The sequence below is a fragment of the Xanthomonas sp. LMG 12461 genome (genome assembly GCF_009192935.1).
GTDB classification, from domain to species: domain Bacteria; phylum Pseudomonadota; class Gammaproteobacteria; order Xanthomonadales; family Xanthomonadaceae; genus Xanthomonas_A; species Xanthomonas_A sontii.
Genome location: NZ_NQYT01000015.1, coordinates 33896 through 50033 on the forward strand (window position 1 = coordinate 33896; position 16138 = coordinate 50033).

Below are 16138 nucleotides of genomic sequence, written 5' to 3' on the forward strand. Positions count from 1 at the left end.
AGCCAATAGCGGCCCTCGCCACGACAACTTGACCGGCACGCTGGCGCCGTTCAGGCCTCAGTAGGTGACGGTGACCTTGACCACGTCGCTGTAGCTGCCCGGGGCGGGCGTCTGCCGGGCCGGGACCTGCCCGTACAGGGTCAGCGCCTGTGCGCTGCCGGTCCCGGTGCCGGTCTGGGTATCGGTATTCAGGGTGCTGCCCCAGCGCTGGGTGCGCGCAGCGTCGCGGTACAGCTCATAGGTCAGGTACTGGCCGCTGGCGCTGCGCATGCGGCGCACGTTGCCGCTGGCGTTCTGGCCATTGTCCAGGCTCACCTGCCAGGCGGTGCGGTAGCGGCAGTTCATGCTGAGCACGGTGGTGTAGTTCAGCGGGTTGTCGATCAGGCCGGACTGGGTGCCGAAGTCCAGGTCGGCGATGCTGGCGATGGTGCAGGTCGGTGCGGCGGTGGCGCTGGCCACGAACGGGAACTGCACCGAGGTGCCGCCGCCCTTGCCGCCGGTGGTGCAGGAGGTGGGAATCACCGCGGGGTTGCCGACCAACGGCTCGTCGTAGCGGTACTGCAGGTTGGTGTACACGCCGCTGAAGCTGTTCTGGTAGGTCCCGGTGGCGATGCCGCTTTGCAACGGGACGCGCGCATAGATGGTGTAGGTGCCGGTGCCGCTGCCGCCGGTCGCCAGCGACGAATAGGTCAGGTCCACCTGCAGCGGCGTGGAACCGCTCAGCGCGCTGCCCCAGATCAGGCTGCGCGCGCTGTCGCGGTAGAGCTGGAAGCCGAGGCTGTCGTTGAGCGGGTTGAGCATGCGCCGCGGGGTGATGCCGAGGCCGGCACCCTGCGCGCCCTCGCCGATGTTCAGGCACATGCGCACGTAGATCGTGCCGAGCACGCTGATCGCGCCGGTCTGGCAGGTCACCAGGATCTGTGCGGTGGCGTCGGTGGCGGCGGTGTCGGAGAGGGTGCCGAAGCTCACCGCCGTGGCCTGCGCGGTACAGGTGGTGGTCGCGGCAGCGCGCTGCGGCAGCAGCGCCGCGGCCACCAGCAGCAGCGCCGGCAGCCATATCCGCCAGGCGCGCGCGCTCACGGCGTGCGCTCCGGCAGGCAGCGCAGCGGACCCAGCCGGGTGGGCGGCGCCTGCGTCGGGCGCTCGATCCGGAACCGGCAGCGGCTTCCTTGCATGTCCACCTCCAGGTCGTTGCGGCCGGGCGCGAGCCCTTCCACATAGGCCTGGCCATCGTAGCCGACCACGGTGTCGACGCCCGGTCCATGCACCCGGCTGCCGACCGGCAGCGGCGCGTCGGCGGCGTCGTGCAGTTGCACCAGCACGCCGTCGCTGCGGCGGATCGGGAACGCCACCACCACCCCGGTCCGATCGCGCGGTACCACGATCTGGTCGACCTGCTCCGGCCGCAACTCGGGCGGCAGGCGCATCGGATCGATCGACAGCCGGTTGTGCTGCCAGGCCAGCAGCGGCGTGACCAGCAGGAAGCCGCGCGCATCGGTGCGGCCGATCGGCCGGTTCTCCAGCAGCACCGGCACGTCGGCGACGCCGCCGGTGGAGACCAGGGCGAAGGCCTGATCGAGATCGCTGCCAGGGAACCAGCCGCCGCCGATCCAGGCCACGCCGCCCGACGCTTCTGCATAGGCGTAGCGCTGGCCGCCGGCGCTGGCGATGCCGCCGGCGTAGCGGGCGCTGTCGCCACGCCAGCTGGCCTCGGCCAAGCCGCCGCCGCCGTCCTGCCCACCGCGCGCCTGCAGCCGCCAGCCGCTGCCGCCGTCGGCGGCCGCCGCCTGGCTGAGGTCCGCCGTCGCACTGGTGCGCGCGCCGATGCGCTGCATCGCCACGCCGGCCTGGCGGCGGCCGTCCAGCGCGATCGACCAGCCCAGGTACAGGCTGCGGTCGCTGGCCTGGTCCAGGTTCTGGTTGATGCTCAGGTTCAACGACGACTGCCGCGGCAGGGCCCGGGTCCAGAACAGGCTGGCGTAGCGTTGGTCGCCGCTGTCGGGGTAGGCCAGGCGCACGTAGCTCAGGGCGATGTTGCCGACGCCGTCCCAGGTGCTGCCGAACAGGGCGCGCTCGCTGATCCGCGGCGGCGCGGCGCCGTAGCGCGCGGCCACGTCGCGGTAGCCGGATTGCGCGCGCTGGGTATCCATCGCCAGGTTGAAGCGGCCGTTGTTCCAGCGGTAGCTCAGCGCGTACTGCAGGCCGTGCTGTTCGGCCGCACCGCCGTGCGCCAACGAGGCGCCGAACACGCCGGCACGCGGCAACAGCCACAGGCCGCCGACCCCGGCGTTGCGCACGCCGGCGCCGGCCTCGGCATGCGCCTCGGCGGTGAAGCGCGGGCCGAGTCCGCGCCGCCAGCTGGCGCTGCCGACGGTGTCGCCGGCATAGGCGAAATCGGCGACGCCGTACTCCTCGCGCACCCGGCCCAGCGCCAGCGACCAGTCGGTCAGCCCGCTGGCCAGCAAGTCCTGGGTCGCATAGAACGGAAAGGCCAGCGAGCGGGTGCGGCCGTAGGCGTCGGTGATCACCACCTGGGCATTGCCGGCGCCGTCCACGCCCGGCGCGGCGGACAGCTGGAACGGCCCGGCCGGCAGCTGCGCGCCGTACTGGCGGATGCCGTTGACGTACAGGTCCACGCTGGACGGCACCGTCACTTCGCCGAGGAACTCCGGCAACGGGGTGATCGCGCGATACGGCTGCAGGCCGAAGTCGCTGCCCACCCGCACGCCGCCCAGGCGCACGGTGCGGCTCCAACTGGTGCTGCTGCTGAAGGTGTCGCCCAGCACCACGCTGGTCATGCGCTCGGGCAGCGACCACTGCCATTGCGTGTCCAGGCGGATCGTCTGGGCACGCCAGTCCTGCTGCGGCTCGCGGTACACGCGGCCGACGAAGGACTGCCGCAGCAGGCCCTGGCCCAGACCGAACACGCGCAGCTCGCCACTGGCGGTGAGATTGCTGGCGCCGCCCTGGCGGCTGGCGTAGAGGTCGTAGTCGAGCAATGCGCCGGGTGAACTGGTCGCCGGCAGCGACGGCACGCCGCCGCGCGCGTCGATGCGGGTGGTGGCGACGTCCAGCAGCGCCACCGGCGCGTCGATCGTCACCTGCTGCAGGCTGGCGTCGTAGCGGAAGCGCACGCCGTCCAGGTCGCCCAGGGCGATCGCCGCGCTGGCGTCGCTGCCGTCCACGCGCAGGCCGAGCTGGCGCAGGGTGGCGGCGCTGGCGCGCAGTTGCTCGCCGTCGCGTTGGAACTGGAACAGGCCGGGCTGGCGGGTCTGGTTCAGGGTGACCTCCAGGTACAGGGTCTCCTGCGCCGGAGCGGTCGCCTCGCGCCGTGGCGGCGGCTGCGGCTGGGCCACGGCGAGCGCGGCGCTGCCGGCCCACAGCGCCAGCAGCAGTTCAGGGCGCCGCGGCGTCCACGACCAGCGACTGCGCGCGCGGCTCGCCATTGATCCTTGCCTCGAACGTTCCCTGGGTCTGCGCCAGCGCCGCCGGCAGCGGCCAGCGCTTGCGCTGGCCCGGCAGCACGTAGCCGGCCAGGCCTTCGGCGATCGCGCTGCGGCGGCCGTCGCCGGCGACGAACTGCAGGTCCACCAGTTGCGCGTGGCCGTTGCCCTCATTGCGCACTTCCAGCGCCGCCCCCGCGCCGTCGCGGACCAGCCGCGCATGCAACGCCGGCGCGGTGGCCACCGCTGGCTGCAGGAACACGGGCACCGAATAGCGCAGCACGAACTGCAGCCCGGCGCTGGCGCTGGCGCCGGCATCCTGGCTGGGCAACTCGTCGACCAGGATGCGGTAGGCGTCCTCGTGCGCGCCGGGCGCGGGATCCAGGCGGATCACCCGCACCAGTTGCCGCGCGTGCGGCGCCAGTTGCAGCATCGGCGGGCTGAGCGCGATGCGGTCGCTGGGGTCGAGCACATCCTCGCTGTCGCGCTGCTGCCAGCGGAACACGCGCACCTGCGCGCGCAGCGGCACGTCGCCACTGTTGCTCAGCCACAGGCCCTGCGCGGTCTCCTCGGCACGCAGCGACACCGAGGTCGGCGCCACCTGCAGGCTCGCCGCGACAGCCGCGCCGGCCGCCGCCAGCCACAGCGCGGCGAGCGCCGGCAGGCGCAGGAAAGAAGACAGTCGCGAACGCATGCAGGCGGCTCCGGTTACCAGGTGACGGTGGCGGTGACGACGTCGCTGTACGAACCGGCAGGGTAGTTGGTGCTGGCGACCTGGCCGTAGACGGTGATCGGTTGCACTGCACCATTGCCGGTGCCGGCCTGGGTGTCGGTGCCGATGGTGGAGCCCCAGTTCTGGGTGCGCGCGGCATTGCGGTACAGCGCGTACGGCACGCGTGCGGTGTTGCTGGCGTCGGCGCTGCCCATGGTGCGGGTGGTGACCGTGGCGCCGGAGCCGGAACCGGCGTTCAGCGCGATGTTGTACGGCGTGCCGGAGGTGCAGCGCACGTTCAAGGTGCCGGTGCTGTTGATCGCGGTCTGGGTGGAATTGACGCTGCCGAAATCGACGTCGGTGGGCGCGGTCTGGATGTCGCAGACGCTGGTGATCTGAATCTTGACGTTGAAGGTGCGCGAGTCGGACTGGGCCCAGGCCAGGCCGGTCCCGGCGGCGAACAGCACGAGGAAGGCGAGAACGCGATGGAAGAGGTACATGGCAGGGTTCTTCGGTGAGGGCGGACAACCGCCGGTGCCACCGCCAGGTGCAAAATGCGCGCCAGTTCACATATTTATGGATCGTTATCCAGTTTTCACATGGGATGACCGCCACAGGGCGCCGTGTTCAGTGCGATGAAGGCAGCGGCGACCGCGCCGGCGTGCCAAAAACCCGGCAATGCGCCCGGCGCGTTCAGCCAGCGCCGGGATGAGCGATAATGACGACCATGACCGTCAATCTGAAAACTCCGCAGGACATCGAGAAGATGCGCGTGGCCGGCCGCCTGGCCGCCGAGGTACTGGACCTGATCGGCCCGTACGTGAAGCCCGGCGTCACCACCGCCGAGCTGGACCGCATCTGCCACGACCATATCGTCAAGGTGCAGGGCGCCGTCCCGGCCAACGTCGGCTACCGCGGCTACCCGAAGACCGTGTGCACGTCGGTGAACAATGTCATCTGCCACGGCATCCCCAGCGACAGCAAGGTCCTGAAGGACGGCGACATCGTCAACATCGACGTCACCGTGATCAAGGACGGCTGGCATGGCGACACCAGCCGCATGTACTGCGTCGGCACGCCGTCGGTGATGGCGCGGCGCCTGATCGAGGCCACCTACGAGGCGATGTGGCGCGGTATCCGCGCGGTGAAGCCGGGCGCCACGCTCGGCGACGTCGGCCATGCGATCCAGCAGTACGCCGAGAGCGAGCGCTTCAGCGTGGTGCGCGAGTACTGCGGCCACGGCATCGGCAAGGTCTACCACGACGAACCGCAGGTGCTGCACTACGGCCGGCCGGGCGATGGCCTGGTGCTGAAGCCGGGCATGACCTTCACCATCGAGCCGATGATCAACGAGGGCACGCGCTACACCCGCGTGCTGCCGGACGGCTGGACCGTGGTGACCAAGGACCGCAAGCTCTCCGCGCAATGGGAGCACATGGTCGCCGTCACCGAGGATGGGGTGGAGGTCCTGACCCTGTCGCCGGGCGGCCTCGGCGAACCGTGAGCCTGCTGCCGGCCGGTGCCGATGCCGGCATGCCCGGTGCCGGCGTCGACGACGCCGGTTGGGCGGCTGCGGTCCGGCAACTGCTGGCGCAGACCGATGCGCGGCTGAGCAAGCGTTTCGACCAGGGCGATGACATCGATCGCCTGCTGGCGCTGCGCGCGCGCGCGCTCGACCAGTTGATCCGCCACGCCTGGAGCCGCTGCGTGCCGCGCGAGGCCGGGCTGGCGTTGTTCGCGGTTGGCGGCTATGGCCGTGGCGAACTGTTCCCGCGCTCGGACATCGACCTGCTGGTGTTCGGCGACCTCGATCCCGCCTGCGAACCGGCGCTGGCACGGCTGTTCCCGCTGTTGTGGGACGCCGGCGTGCCGGTGAGCCATGCGGTGCGCTCGGCCGCGCAGTGCACCGCGGCCTGCGCCGACCAGACCGTGCTGACCGCGCTGATCGAGGCGCGCCCGCTGCAGGCCGACGCCGCCGCCAAGGCGGCGCTGGCGGCGGCCATCGCTCCGCAGCGGGTGTGGCCGCCGCGCGAATTCTTCATGGCCAAGCGCGAGGAGCTGCAGGCCCGCCACCAGCGCTTCGGCGACACCGCCGACAACCTGGAGCCGGATATCAAGGACGGCCCCGGCGGCCTGCGCGACCTGCATACGCTGGGCTGGATGGCGCTGCGCGCATTCGGCGTGCGCGACCTGGAGCCGTTGATCGGGCTCGGCCACGTCGGCGGCGACGAGGCCGCCGCGCTGCGCCGCGAGCGCCGCGAACTGGCGCGCTTGCGCTACGGGCTGCACCTGGTCGCCAACCGTCCGGAAGAGCGCCTGCGCTTCGATTACCAGAAGACCCTGGCGCAGCGCCTGGGCTTCTCCGACGACGTCGAGAGTCTGGGCGTCGAAAAGATGATGCAGCGCTTCTATCGCAGCGCGGCGATCGTGCGCCGGCTCAGCGACCGGCTGCTGCAGCGCTTCGAGGAACAGTTCGACGGCGAAGCGCAGCCGCAGCCGCTGGACGGCGGCTTCTCGTTGCGCCGTGGCTATCTGGCCGCCGACGACGAGCGCTGGCCGCAGGCCGATCCGGTGCAGGTGTTCGCGCTGTTCGCCACCTGGGCCGCGCACGGCGAGATCCGCGGCCTGCATTCGCTGACCGCGCGCGCGCTGGCCGAGGCGCTGCCGCATCTGCCGGCCTACGCCAGCGCCAGCCCGACCGCGCGCGAGCGCTTCCTGGCGCTGTTGCGTGGCCCGCGCGCGGTGCAGACGCTGACCCGGATGGCGCGGCTGGGCGTGCTCGGGCAGTGGATCCCGGCGTTCGCGCAGGTGTCCGGGCGCATGCAGTTCGACCTGTTCCACGTGTACACGGTCGACCAGCACACGCTGATGGTGCTGAAGAACATGGCGGTGTTCGCCAACGCGCGCGCCGACGAACGCTTCTCCATCGCGCATGAAGTCTGGCCGCGGCTGCGCAAGCCGGAACTGCTGCTGCTGGCCGGCCTGTTCCACGACATCGCCAAGGGCCGCGGCGGCGACCATTCGGAGCTGGGCGCGGTGGATGCGCGCGCGTTCTGCGCCGCGCACGCGCTCAGCGCCGCCGACACCGAGCTGGTCGCCTGGCTGGTCGAGCAGCATCTGCGCATGTCGGTGACCGCGCAGAAGCAGGACATCGCCGATCCGGAGGTGATCCATCGCTTCGCCAGCCTGGTCGGCGACCGCGAGCGCCTGGACTATCTGTACCTGCTGACCTGCGCCGACATCGCCGGCACCAGCCCCAAGCTGTGGAATGCGTGGAAGGACCGGCTGCTGGCCGATCTGTACTTCGCCGCGCGCCGCGCCCTGCGCGAAGGCCTGGAGCATCCGCTGCCGGTGGCCGAGCGCCTGCAGGAGGCGCGCGAGGCCGCGCGCGCGCTGATGCACATCCAGGGCCACGACGACGCCATCATCGACCGCCAGTTCGCCGGCATGCCGGACGAGAGCTTCCTGCGCTTCCGTCCCGAGCAACTGGCCTGGCAGGCGACCTCGCTGATGGAGGTGGAACTCGGTGGCACCCTGGTCAAGGTGCGCCCGGTCACCCCCGACGACGCGGCGCTGGAAGTGTTCGTGTATTCGCCGGACCGCGACGGCCTGTTCGCCGCGATCGTGATGACCCTGGACCGGCTCGGCTACGGCATCCATCGCGCGCGCGTGCTCGACGCCCCGCACGGGGCGATCTTCGACACCTTCGAGGTGATGCCGGCCGACGCCTTCGCCAGCGGCGACATCGCGCAGTTGCAGGCCGGACTGCGCGAGGCGCTGGCCGGCGACCTGGCGCGGCTGCGCCCGGCGCGGCGGGTGGTGCCGCGCCAGCTGCGGCATTTCCGCTTCGCCCCGCGCATCGAATTCCGCGAAAGCCTCGACGGCCGCCTGACCCGGCTCAGCCTGGTCGCGCCGGACCGCCCCGGGCTGCTGTCGGACGTGGCCCAGGTGCTGCGCCGGCAGCACCTGCGCGTGCACGACGCGCGCATCGCCACCTTCGGCGAGCGCGCCGAGGATCTGTTCCACATCACCGACGAGCACAACCTGCCGTTGCCCGACGCCGCCCGCCAGGCGTTGCAGGCCGCGCTGCAGGCCTGCCTGGACCCCGATACCCCGCCTGGAGACCCCCGCTGATGGCCACCAAGAAGCCTGCCGCCAAGAAGTCCGCTGCCAAGACGGCGGCCCCCAAGAAGACGGCCAAGCCGGTTGCCGCAAAGCCTGCGGCGCCGACCGTGGCGAGCAAGCCCGCCAAGCCCGCACCGAAGCCGCTGCGCGCCAAGCCGGTGGCCGTGCCCAGCGCCGACGAGCTGAAGTTCACCATCGACAGCGCTTTCGAGCGCCGCGCCACGCTGACGCTCGACGAGATCGAGGGGTCGACCCGGCCGGTGGTCAACCGCGTCATCGATGGCCTGGAGAGCGGCGAGTTCCGTGTCGCCGAGCCGGACGGGCACGGCGGCTGGAAGGTCAACGAGTGGCTGAAGAAGGCGGTGCTGCTGTACTTCCGGGTCAACGAGATGGCCGTGGTGGAAGCGCAGCCGGCGCCGTTCTGGGACAAGGTGGAAGCGCGCTTCGCCGGCTATCACGAAGCCGAGTTCCGCAAAGCCGGCGTGCGCGTGGTGCCGGGCGCGGTGGCGCGCCGCGGCAGCTACTTCGGCAAGGACGTGGTGCTGATGCCGAGCTTCACCAACATCGGCGCGCACGTGGGCGAGGGCACCATGGTCGACACCTGGGCCACGGTCGGTTCCTGCGCGCAGATCGGCAAGCACTGCCACCTGTCCGGCGGCGCCGGCATCGGCGGCGTGCTCGAACCGCTGCAGGCCAGCCCCACCATCATCGAGGACCACTGCTTCATCGGCGCGCGCTCGGAGGTGGTGGAGGGCGTGGTGGTCGGCCATCACAGCGTGATCGGCATGGGCGTGTTCCTGGGCCAGAGCACGCGCATCTACAACCGCGCCACCGGCGAGATCTCCTACGGCTACGTGCCGCCGTACAGCGTGGTGGTGTCCGGGCAGCTGCCCGCCAAGGACGGCTCGCACTCGCTGTACTGCGCGGTGATCGTCAAGCAGGTCGACGCCAAGACCCGCAGCAAGACCAGCGTCAACGACCTGCTGCGCGGCCTGGCCGACTGAGATGCCGGCGGCGGTGCCGGACCTGGCCGAGGCCGCGGCTTACCGGCACCCGTCCGCCGCCTGGTACGGGCGCGCGCTGCCGCGCCTGCTGCATGCGCCTGGCTGGACCCGGCTGCGGCGTGCGTTGACGCAGCGCTGGCCGCTGCCGGCGCTTGTGAGCGACGTGCGCGAGGTGGTCTATCTGAACTGGTGGGTCGACGTGCGTCGCGCCCCGCCACCGCCGCCGGGCTACGCCCATGTCGTCCACCAGGGGCGCACGCCATACACCATCCTCAGCTATCGCCACGGCCATTTCGGCCCGGCCCTGGCCGGGCCGCTGCGGAAGCTGCTGCCATCGCCGCTGCAGAGCAACTGGCGGTGGTACCTGCGTCGCGTGGACGACGTGGGCGCCGGGCCGGTGGTGCTGTTCGACCGCAACGTGATGGATGGATTGGCCTACGTGGCCGGCGCACGCGCCGCCAGCGACGCCATGCAGCCGCACCTGGCCGCGCGCTTCGTGCACGCGCTGCAGTCCGATGGCAGCGGCCACACGCAGATCGAGCCGGGGCAGGGCAGCGCGCCGGCGCTGCAACTGCACTGGCAGCCTGCCGAGGCCTGGCACGATGCCGACTGGACGCCGGCGTTCGCCACGCGCGAGGCGCTGCTGCGCTTCCTCACCTGCCAGGACGAGGCCATCGCGCGCACCTGCGACGGCCGCTGGGCCAGCACCCGCATCGCCTTGCCGGTGGACCCGGCCACGCTGCAGCCGTTGCGGCTGACCGGGGCGCTGACCTGCCCGCGGCTGCAGGCGCTGGGTGTCGCGCTGGAGGAGGGATTGGCCTTTCGCCTGCCGCGTGTCGCGTTCCGGGTGGTGTCCGAACGGCTGCTCTGAGCGCCTGGCGCCTGGGTAACGCCGGCAGCGTGCAACCTGTTCGAGCGGTTCCGTCGCGTGCCCGCGGGACAGGGCCATGCGCGCCGGTTGCACCGCAGCATTGCCGTGCCCTGTTGCGTCGACGCTCGCCTCCGCCTGGGTGATCGACGGTGCAGGAGATGGACGGCCGGCCGTCGGTTGAACCGGGCGATCCCGCGGCCGGTCGGGAGCGCTGTGCATACCCGACGTACATGGGTGGCCCGATACGCTGGCGCACGCGATTGCGCCACTGCCGCCACGTCAGGGGGCGGAACGGAAGAGGCCTGGCGCGCTGCCACGAACGAACAGGAGAGACCGATGCGTACGATCATGTGGGCTTGCTGGATGACGGCGGCGTTCGCGCTGTCCGGGTGCGGCCGTGAGGGCGCGCCGGCGTCGACGACGCCCAAGCAGGGCGACACGCCTGCGGCGGCAGCCGCTGCGCCCAATCCGGCGCCGGCCGCGACACCTGCGCCTGCGCAAACGCCTGCGACGACGACGGGGACTGCCGGTGCGGCGGGCGCGCCGCTGTCCTGCGCCGACGAGATCGGCGCCGACGCCGCGGCGGCGCGTGCGGCCACCTGTCGCTCGGTGTCGCCGGCCACGCACCCGCCCTGCAATGCCGCCAACAGCTGCGCCATGATCGACGACGAGATCGCCCGCAGTTGCGCGCTGCTCGGCCGCGACGGACCGACCACCGCCGGGTGCGGCCCGGCCGCCGACAGCCCGCAGGCCGCGGCCGACGTGGTGCGGCGCTACTACGCGGCGATCAATGCGCGCGACTACGCCACGGCCTGGCAGCAGTGGGGCGAGGACGGGCGCCCGGGGCAGTCCTACGCGGCCTTCAAGGCCGGCTTCGCGCAGACGCGTGCGGTGAAGGCGACGATCGGCGCGCTGGGCGCCAGCGATGGCGCCGCCGGTTCGGTGTACCAGCCGGTGCCGGTCACCGTGGAGGCGACGCTGGCCGACGGCACGCGGCAACGCTTCCGCGGCGACTACGTGCTGCGCCGGGTCAACGGCGTGGACGGCGCTTCGGCGGCGCAGCTGCGCTGGCGGATCGACTCGGCCAAGCTCCAGGACGTGCCGGCGCAGTGAGGCCTGGCGGCGTCTTCTTGCGCGTGGGAGGCCGATGGCGCGCGCGGCGGGTAAGATCACGCGCGCTGCTGCCTGTCGATCACGGCATGCCCGGTTCGTCTCCTGATGGCATCGCCCGCCGAAAGGCGGTGCGCGGTGCTTTGGAGTGCGATCTGTTCTGGGCCGACCGACCCTCACCCCAACCCCGCTCCCGGTGGGAGAGGGGCTTCATTCGCTTGAAGGGATGTTTCGATGACGACGTTGTACGGATTGAAGAACTGCGACACCTGCAAGAAGGCGACCAAGTGGCTGGACCGCTTCGGCGTGTCCTACACCTTCGTCGATTACCGCGAGCACAAGCCGACCCCGGAGACCCTGCTGGACTGGGCCGGCCAGGCCGGTGGATTCGATGCGCTGGTCAACAAGTCCTCCACCACCTGGCGGCAACTGCCCGACAACAAGAAGACACCCGGCTCCGATGCCGAATGGAAGCTGCTGCTGCGCGAGTATCCGCAACTGATCCGCCGCCCGGTGGTGGTGACCGACGACGGCAAGCTCAGCCAGGGCTTCTCCGACAACGGCTTCAAGCAGCGGTTCGGGGTGGCGTGAACATCCGCCCGTACCGGGCCGACGACTGGGCGCGCCTGTGCGCCATCCACGATGCCGCGCGGCTGGAGGAACTGCAGGCGGCGGGATTGGCGGAGGCGTTCCTGCCGCTGCCGATCGCGGCCGAGCGCGAAGGCTTGTTCGACTACCGCGTGCAGGTCGCAGAAGCGCAGGGTCAGGTGCTCGGCTTCGTCGCCGACGACGGCGAGGAACTGGCCTGGCTGTACGTGGATCCGGCCGCGCGCCGGCGCGGCGTCGGTCAGGCGCTGGTGGTCGCGGTGCAGGAGGCCAGCCCGGCTGGCTTGACGCTGGAATTGCTGGAGTGCAATGCCGCGGCGCTCGCGTTCTACCGCGTCTGCGGTTTCGTCGAAACCGGCACGCACGGCGGGCGCATGCCTGGCAACGAAGCTTTCGCGGTGCGCGTGCAGTGCATGCGCTGGCCCGGCATCGCGCCGTAGCGACGGCCGGCGCCGCGACCGAGCACCCGTCCGGCGATCCTGGCAGATGCTTCGAATCCGCAAGTCCCGCTCGTACACTGCGCAACGTGCGCCGTCGGCACGCGACGCTGCCGCCGCCGATCCGCATCGCGTCTCCCTCGTGTTTTCCAACGGTATCCCTGCATGTCCGATGTCCTTGAACTCGCCTGCGACCTGATCGCCCGCCCGTCGGTCACCCCCGACGATGCCGGGTGCCAGGACCTGATCGCGCAGCGGCTGCAGCGCGCCGGTTTCGCCATCGAGCGGCTGCGCTGCGGCGAGGTCGACAACCTGTGGGCCACCCATCGCGGCGGCGACGGTCCGGTGCTGGCGCTGCTCGGCCATACCGACGTGGTGCCGCCGGGGCCGCGCGAGGCCTGGAGCAGCGATCCGTTCGCGCCGCAGGTCCGCGATGGCGTGCTGTACGGGCGCGGCGCCGCCGACATGAAGGGCAGCGTGGCCGCCTTCGTGGTCGCCGCCGAGCGGTTCGTGGCCGCGCAGCCGCAGCACCCGGGCACGCTGGCGCTGCTGCTGACCAGCGACGAGGAAGGCGATGCGATCGACGGCGTGCGCCATGTGGCGCGCGTGTTCGCCGAGCGTGGCGAGCGCATCGACTGGTGCATCACCGGCGAACCCTCGTCCACCGAGCGGCTCGGCGATCTGCTGCGGGTCGGCCGTCGCGGCAGCCTCTCCGGTGCGCTGCGCGTGCGCGGCGTGCAGGGGCACGTGGCCTATCCGCACAAGGCGCGCAACCCGATCCACCTGGCCGCGCCGGCGCTGGCCGAGTTGGTGGCGCGGCACTGGGACGACGGCTACGAAAGCTTCCCGCCGACCAGTCTGCAACTCTCCAACATCCATGCCGGTACCGGCGCCAACAACGTGATCCCCGGCGAACTGCAGGTCGCCTTCAACCTGCGCTATACCCCGCACTGGGATGCGCCGCGGCTGGAAGCGGAGATCGCCGCGCTGTTCGATCGCCATGGCCTGGACTACGACCTGCGCTGGCACCGCAGCGGCGAGCCGTTCTACACCCCGGAAGGCACGCTGCGCCGGGTGGCGCGCGAGGTGCTGGGCGAGGTCGCCGGCGCGCCGCCGGAGGAGAGCACCGGCGGCGGCACCTCCGATGCGCGCTTCATCGCCCCGCTGGGCGCGCAATGCATCGAGGTCGGCCCGGTCAACGCCAGCATCCACCAGGTCGACGAGCACGTGCGCGTGGCCGACCTGGAGGCGTTGCCGGATCTGTACCTGCGCCTGATCGAACGGTTGCTGCGGTAACAGTTGCGCCGGCTCGCGTGCCGGGTTACGGTCGTTCCATGACCTCGCTGTCCGCCCTCCGCTCGAGCAACGCCAACGGCCGCAATAACGCGCTGGCGAATAATCGTGCGCGGCCGATGCGGGTCTGCGACTAGGCGCTACCAGAAACACCACGCCCAGCCACCAGAAAACCCGCATCGGCCGATGCGGGTTTTTTTGTGCCTGGGTGTTCCCCTCCGCAACCACCACCCCACGATCAGGAGCTTTCCCATGTGTTCGATCTTCGGCATCTTCGGCCTGCAACCGGGCGACGACCTGCAGGCGCTGCGGCGGCAGGCGCTGGACTGCTCGCAGCGGCAGCGCCACCGCGGCCCGGACTGGAGCGGCGTGTATGTCGACGACGGCGCGATCCTGGTCCACGAGCGCCTGGCCATCGTCGACCCGGCCGGCGGTTCGCAGCCGCTGCTTTCCGACGACGGGCAGCTGGCGCTGGCGGTCAACGGCGAGATCTACAACCATCGCGAACTGAAGAAGCAGCTGGTGCAGCCATACGCCTTCCAGACCGGCTCGGACTGCGAGGTGATCAACGCGCTGTACCGCGAAACCACGCCGGACGCGCTGCTGAACCGCCTCAACGGCATCTTCGCCTTCGCGCTGTGGGACAAGGTCGCCGGGCGCGTGCTGATCGCGCGCGATCCGATGGGGGTGTGCCCGCTGTACTGGGGCCATGATGCGCAGGGGCGGTTGCGGGTGGCCTCGGAGATGAAGTCGCTGGCCGACAGCTGCGCCGACGTCGCACAGTTCCCGCCGGGCCACTACTACGACAGCGCCAGCGGCGAACTCGTGCAGTACTACCGCAAGCCGTGGCGCGACTATGCGGCGGTGCAGGGCGTGGAGGTCAGCAAGCAGGAACTGCGCGAGGCCTTCGAGCGCGCCGTGCATCGCCAGTTGATGACCGACGTGCCGTACGGCGTGCTGCTCTCCGGTGGGCTGGATTCGTCGCTGGTCGCGGCGGTGGCGGCGCGCTTCGCGCGCAAGCGCATCGAGGAGAACGACGAGGCCGAGGCCTGGTGGCCGCGCCTGCACTCGTTCGCGATCGGTCTGAAGGGTTCGCCGGATCTGGCCGCCGCGGCGATCGCCGCCGAGGCGCTGGGCACGGTGCACCACGGTTTCGAATACACCTTCGAGGAAGGCCTGGACGCGTTGCCGGAGGTGATCCGGCACATCGAGACCTACGACGTCACCACCATCCGCGCCTCCACGCCGATGTTCCTGCTGGCGCGGCGGATCAAGGCGATGGGGGTGAAGATGGTGCTCTCCGGCGAAGGCAGCGACGAGATCTTCGGCGGCTACCTGTACTTCCACAAGGCGCCGAACGCGCGCGAGTTCCACGAAGAACTGATCCGCAAGCTCGACGCGCTGTACAACTACGATTGCCTGCGCGCCAACAAGTCGATGATGGCCTGGGGCGTGGAGCCGCGCGTGCCGTTCCTGGACGTGGAGTTCCTGGACGTGGCCATGCGCATGGACGCCCAGTACAAGATGGCCGGCACCCGCGCCGACGGCAGCAAGCGCATCGAGAAGGCGGTGCTGCGCGAAGCCTTCGAGGGCTACCTGCCCGAGTCGATCCTGTGGCGGCAGAAGGAGCAGTTCAGCGACGGCGTCGGCTACGGCTGGATCGATGGGCTGAAGGCGCATGCCGAGGCCCAGGTCAGCGACCGCGAACTGGCCGCGGCCGACAAGCGTTTCCCGGTGAACCCGCCGCAGACCAAGGAAGCCTATTACTACCGCAGCCTGTTCGAGCGCGTGTTCCCGACGCCGGCCGCGGCCGAGACCGTGCCCGGCGGCAAGTCGATCGCCTGCTCCTCGCCGGCGGCGATCGCCTGGGATGCCAGCTTCGCGACGATGGCCGATCCCTCCGGCCGTGCGGTGGCCGGGGTGCACGCGCAGGCGCTGGGGTGACCGGCGCCAGCTTCCTGCTGGTGGCGCGGCTGGCCGCGGGGCGCTCGCGCACGGCGGGGCTCGCCGCGGCACTGGGCATGGGCGTGGGCTGCGCGCTGTTCGCGTTGGCGGCCTTGTTCGGCCTGCAGGCGTTGCTGGAGCGGGTGCCGGCGCTGCATCGCGCGGTGTCGGTCGCCGGTGCCGCCTATCTGCTGTGGCTGGCCTGGCGGGCGTGGCGGACGCCGGCTTCGGTGGCCGCCATCGCGCCGGAACAGCAGGTGCCGGCGGTGCGCTCGGCCTTCGTCATGGGCCTGTTGACCCAGCTCGGCAACCCGCAGACCGCGCTGGTGTTCGCCGGCCTGTTCGCCGCGCTGCTGCCGGCGCAGCGCGTGCCTGCCGAGTACGTGGCGCTGCCATCGCTGGCCTTCGCCATCGATGCGGCCTGGTTCGCGCTGGTGGCCGGGTTGCTGTCCGCACCGGCGCCGCGGCGCTGGTGGTTGCGCGCGCGGCGGCCGCTGGACCGGCTCAGTGCGGTGCTGATGAGTGGCCTGGGCCTGCGCCTGCTGTGGCGGGCGGTGTAGCCGCAAGCGCAGGCGTGTCGCGCTGCTCCGGTA

The 16138-nt window shown here is 71.3% G+C and carries 14 protein-coding genes; 10 read left to right on the forward strand and 4 right to left on the reverse strand.

What is annotated here, in order from left to right; all coding sequences use genetic code 11:
- Positions 1-57: 57 nt before the first annotated feature.
- The 4 genes from CEK68_RS03950 to CEK68_RS03965 are packed head-to-tail and all read right to left on the reverse strand — an operon-like array spanning position 58 to position 4655.
- The gene (locus CEK68_RS03950; RefSeq protein ID WP_152238596.1) at positions 58-1080 is read right to left on the reverse strand and encodes a spore coat U domain-containing protein; all 1023 of its coding nucleotides are present in this window, start codon (positions 1078-1080) and stop codon (positions 58-60) included.
- A complete protein-coding gene (locus tag CEK68_RS03955; protein WP_152238597.1) occupies positions 1077-3446 on the reverse strand; it encodes a fimbria/pilus outer membrane usher protein in 2370 nt (789 codons plus the stop codon). Before CEK68_RS03955 ends, CEK68_RS03950 begins: the two co-directional genes overlap by 4 nt.
- On the reverse strand, positions 3397-4137 hold the full coding sequence (locus tag CEK68_RS03960) for a molecular chaperone (protein ID WP_152238598.1): 741 nt from the start codon (positions 4135-4137) through the stop codon (positions 3397-3399). Before CEK68_RS03960 ends, CEK68_RS03955 begins: the two co-directional genes overlap by 50 nt.
- Positions 4138-4151: 14 nt before the next feature.
- Entirely contained in the window at positions 4152-4655 is a 504-nt protein-coding gene (locus tag CEK68_RS03965) for a spore coat U domain-containing protein (protein ID WP_017912102.1), read from the reverse strand.
- A gap of 227 nt (positions 4656-4882) precedes the next feature.
- Here CEK68_RS03965 and map point away from each other — a divergent pair, with 227 nt between their 5' ends.
- The 10 genes from map to CEK68_RS20935 all read left to right on the forward strand — a co-directional run bounded on the left by map (position 4883) and on the right by CEK68_RS20935 (position 16105).
- Positions 4883-5659, forward strand: a complete 777-nt coding sequence (gene map / locus CEK68_RS03970; RefSeq protein ID WP_150409013.1) for a type I methionyl aminopeptidase — start codon at positions 4883-4885, stop codon at positions 5657-5659.
- A gap of 29 nt (positions 5660-5688) precedes the next feature.
- The gene (locus CEK68_RS03975) at positions 5689-8289 is read left to right on the forward strand and encodes a [protein-PII] uridylyltransferase (RefSeq protein ID WP_152238641.1); all 2601 of its coding nucleotides are present in this window, start codon (positions 5689-5691) and stop codon (positions 8287-8289) included.
- Positions 8289-9284 carry a 2,3,4,5-tetrahydropyridine-2,6-dicarboxylate N-succinyltransferase gene (gene dapD, locus CEK68_RS03980; protein ID WP_152238599.1) on the forward strand — a complete coding sequence of 332 codons (996 nt, stop codon included), beginning with the start codon at positions 8289-8291 and terminating at the stop codon, positions 9282-9284. The genes CEK68_RS03975 and dapD overlap by 1 nt, the downstream gene beginning before the upstream one ends.
- Position 9285: 1 nt before the next feature.
- A complete protein-coding gene (locus CEK68_RS03985) occupies positions 9286-10155 on the forward strand; it encodes a hypothetical protein (protein WP_152238600.1) in 870 nt (289 codons plus the stop codon).
- A 336-nt stretch (positions 10156-10491) separates the two neighbouring features.
- Positions 10492-11268: a hypothetical protein gene (locus CEK68_RS03990; RefSeq protein ID WP_226977749.1), complete on the forward strand. Its 777-nt coding sequence runs from the start codon at positions 10492-10494 to the stop codon at positions 11266-11268.
- 231 nt (positions 11269-11499) lie between these two features.
- Complete coding sequence (locus CEK68_RS03995) at positions 11500-11856, forward strand: arsenate reductase (RefSeq protein ID WP_152238601.1); 357 nt, start codon at positions 11500-11502, stop codon at positions 11854-11856.
- Positions 11853-12311, forward strand: a complete 459-nt coding sequence (locus tag CEK68_RS04000; protein WP_152238602.1) for a GNAT family N-acetyltransferase — start codon at positions 11853-11855, stop codon at positions 12309-12311. The genes CEK68_RS03995 and CEK68_RS04000 overlap by 4 nt, the downstream gene beginning before the upstream one ends.
- Positions 12312-12473: 162 nt before the next feature.
- Positions 12474-13604 (forward strand): succinyl-diaminopimelate desuccinylase, encoded by a 1131-nt coding sequence (dapE, locus tag CEK68_RS04005; RefSeq protein WP_152238603.1) that lies wholly within the window; start codon positions 12474-12476, stop codon positions 13602-13604.
- Positions 13605-13853: 249 nt separating this feature from the next.
- Positions 13854-15545, forward strand: coding sequence for an asparagine synthase B (gene asnB, locus CEK68_RS04010; RefSeq protein WP_152238604.1), 1692 nt, complete (start codon positions 13854-13856; stop codon positions 15543-15545).
- Positions 15542-16105 carry a LysE family transporter gene (locus CEK68_RS20935; RefSeq protein WP_193314099.1) on the forward strand — a complete coding sequence of 188 codons (564 nt, stop codon included), beginning with the start codon at positions 15542-15544 and terminating at the stop codon, positions 16103-16105. Before asnB ends, CEK68_RS20935 begins: the two co-directional genes overlap by 4 nt.
- The last annotated feature ends 33 nt before the right edge of the window (positions 16106-16138 follow it).

Bases quoted from the DNA above. Each gene is read 5' to 3' on its own strand.
- map (WP_150409013.1), top strand. From the start codon at position 4,883: ATGACCGTCAATCTGAAAACTCCGCAGGACATCGAGAAGATGCGCGTG.
- asnB (WP_152238604.1), top strand. From the start codon at position 13,854: ATGTGTTCGATCTTCGGCATCTTCGGCCTGCAACCGGGCGACGACCTG.
- CEK68_RS03990 (WP_226977749.1), top strand. From the start codon at position 10,492: ATGCGTACGATCATGTGGGCTTGCTGGATGACGGCGGCGTTCGCGCTG.
- CEK68_RS03955 (WP_152238597.1), bottom strand. From the start codon at position 3,446: ATGGCGAGCCGCGCGCGCAGTCGCTGGTCGTGGACGCCGCGGCGCCCT.
- CEK68_RS03995 (WP_152238601.1), top strand. From the start codon at position 11,500: ATGACGACGTTGTACGGATTGAAGAACTGCGACACCTGCAAGAAGGCG.
- CEK68_RS03965 (WP_017912102.1), bottom strand. From the start codon at position 4,655: ATGTACCTCTTCCATCGCGTTCTCGCCTTCCTCGTGCTGTTCGCCGCC.
- CEK68_RS03960 (WP_152238598.1), bottom strand. From the start codon at position 4,137: ATGCGTTCGCGACTGTCTTCTTTCCTGCGCCTGCCGGCGCTCGCCGCG.
- CEK68_RS03975 (WP_152238641.1), top strand. From the start codon at position 5,689: ATGCCCGGTGCCGGCGTCGACGACGCCGGTTGGGCGGCTGCGGTCCGG.
- dapE (WP_152238603.1), top strand. From the start codon at position 12,474: ATGTCCGATGTCCTTGAACTCGCCTGCGACCTGATCGCCCGCCCGTCG.
- CEK68_RS03985 (WP_152238600.1), top strand. From the start codon at position 9,286: ATGCCGGCGGCGGTGCCGGACCTGGCCGAGGCCGCGGCTTACCGGCAC.
- dapD (WP_152238599.1), top strand. From the start codon at position 8,289: ATGGCCACCAAGAAGCCTGCCGCCAAGAAGTCCGCTGCCAAGACGGCG.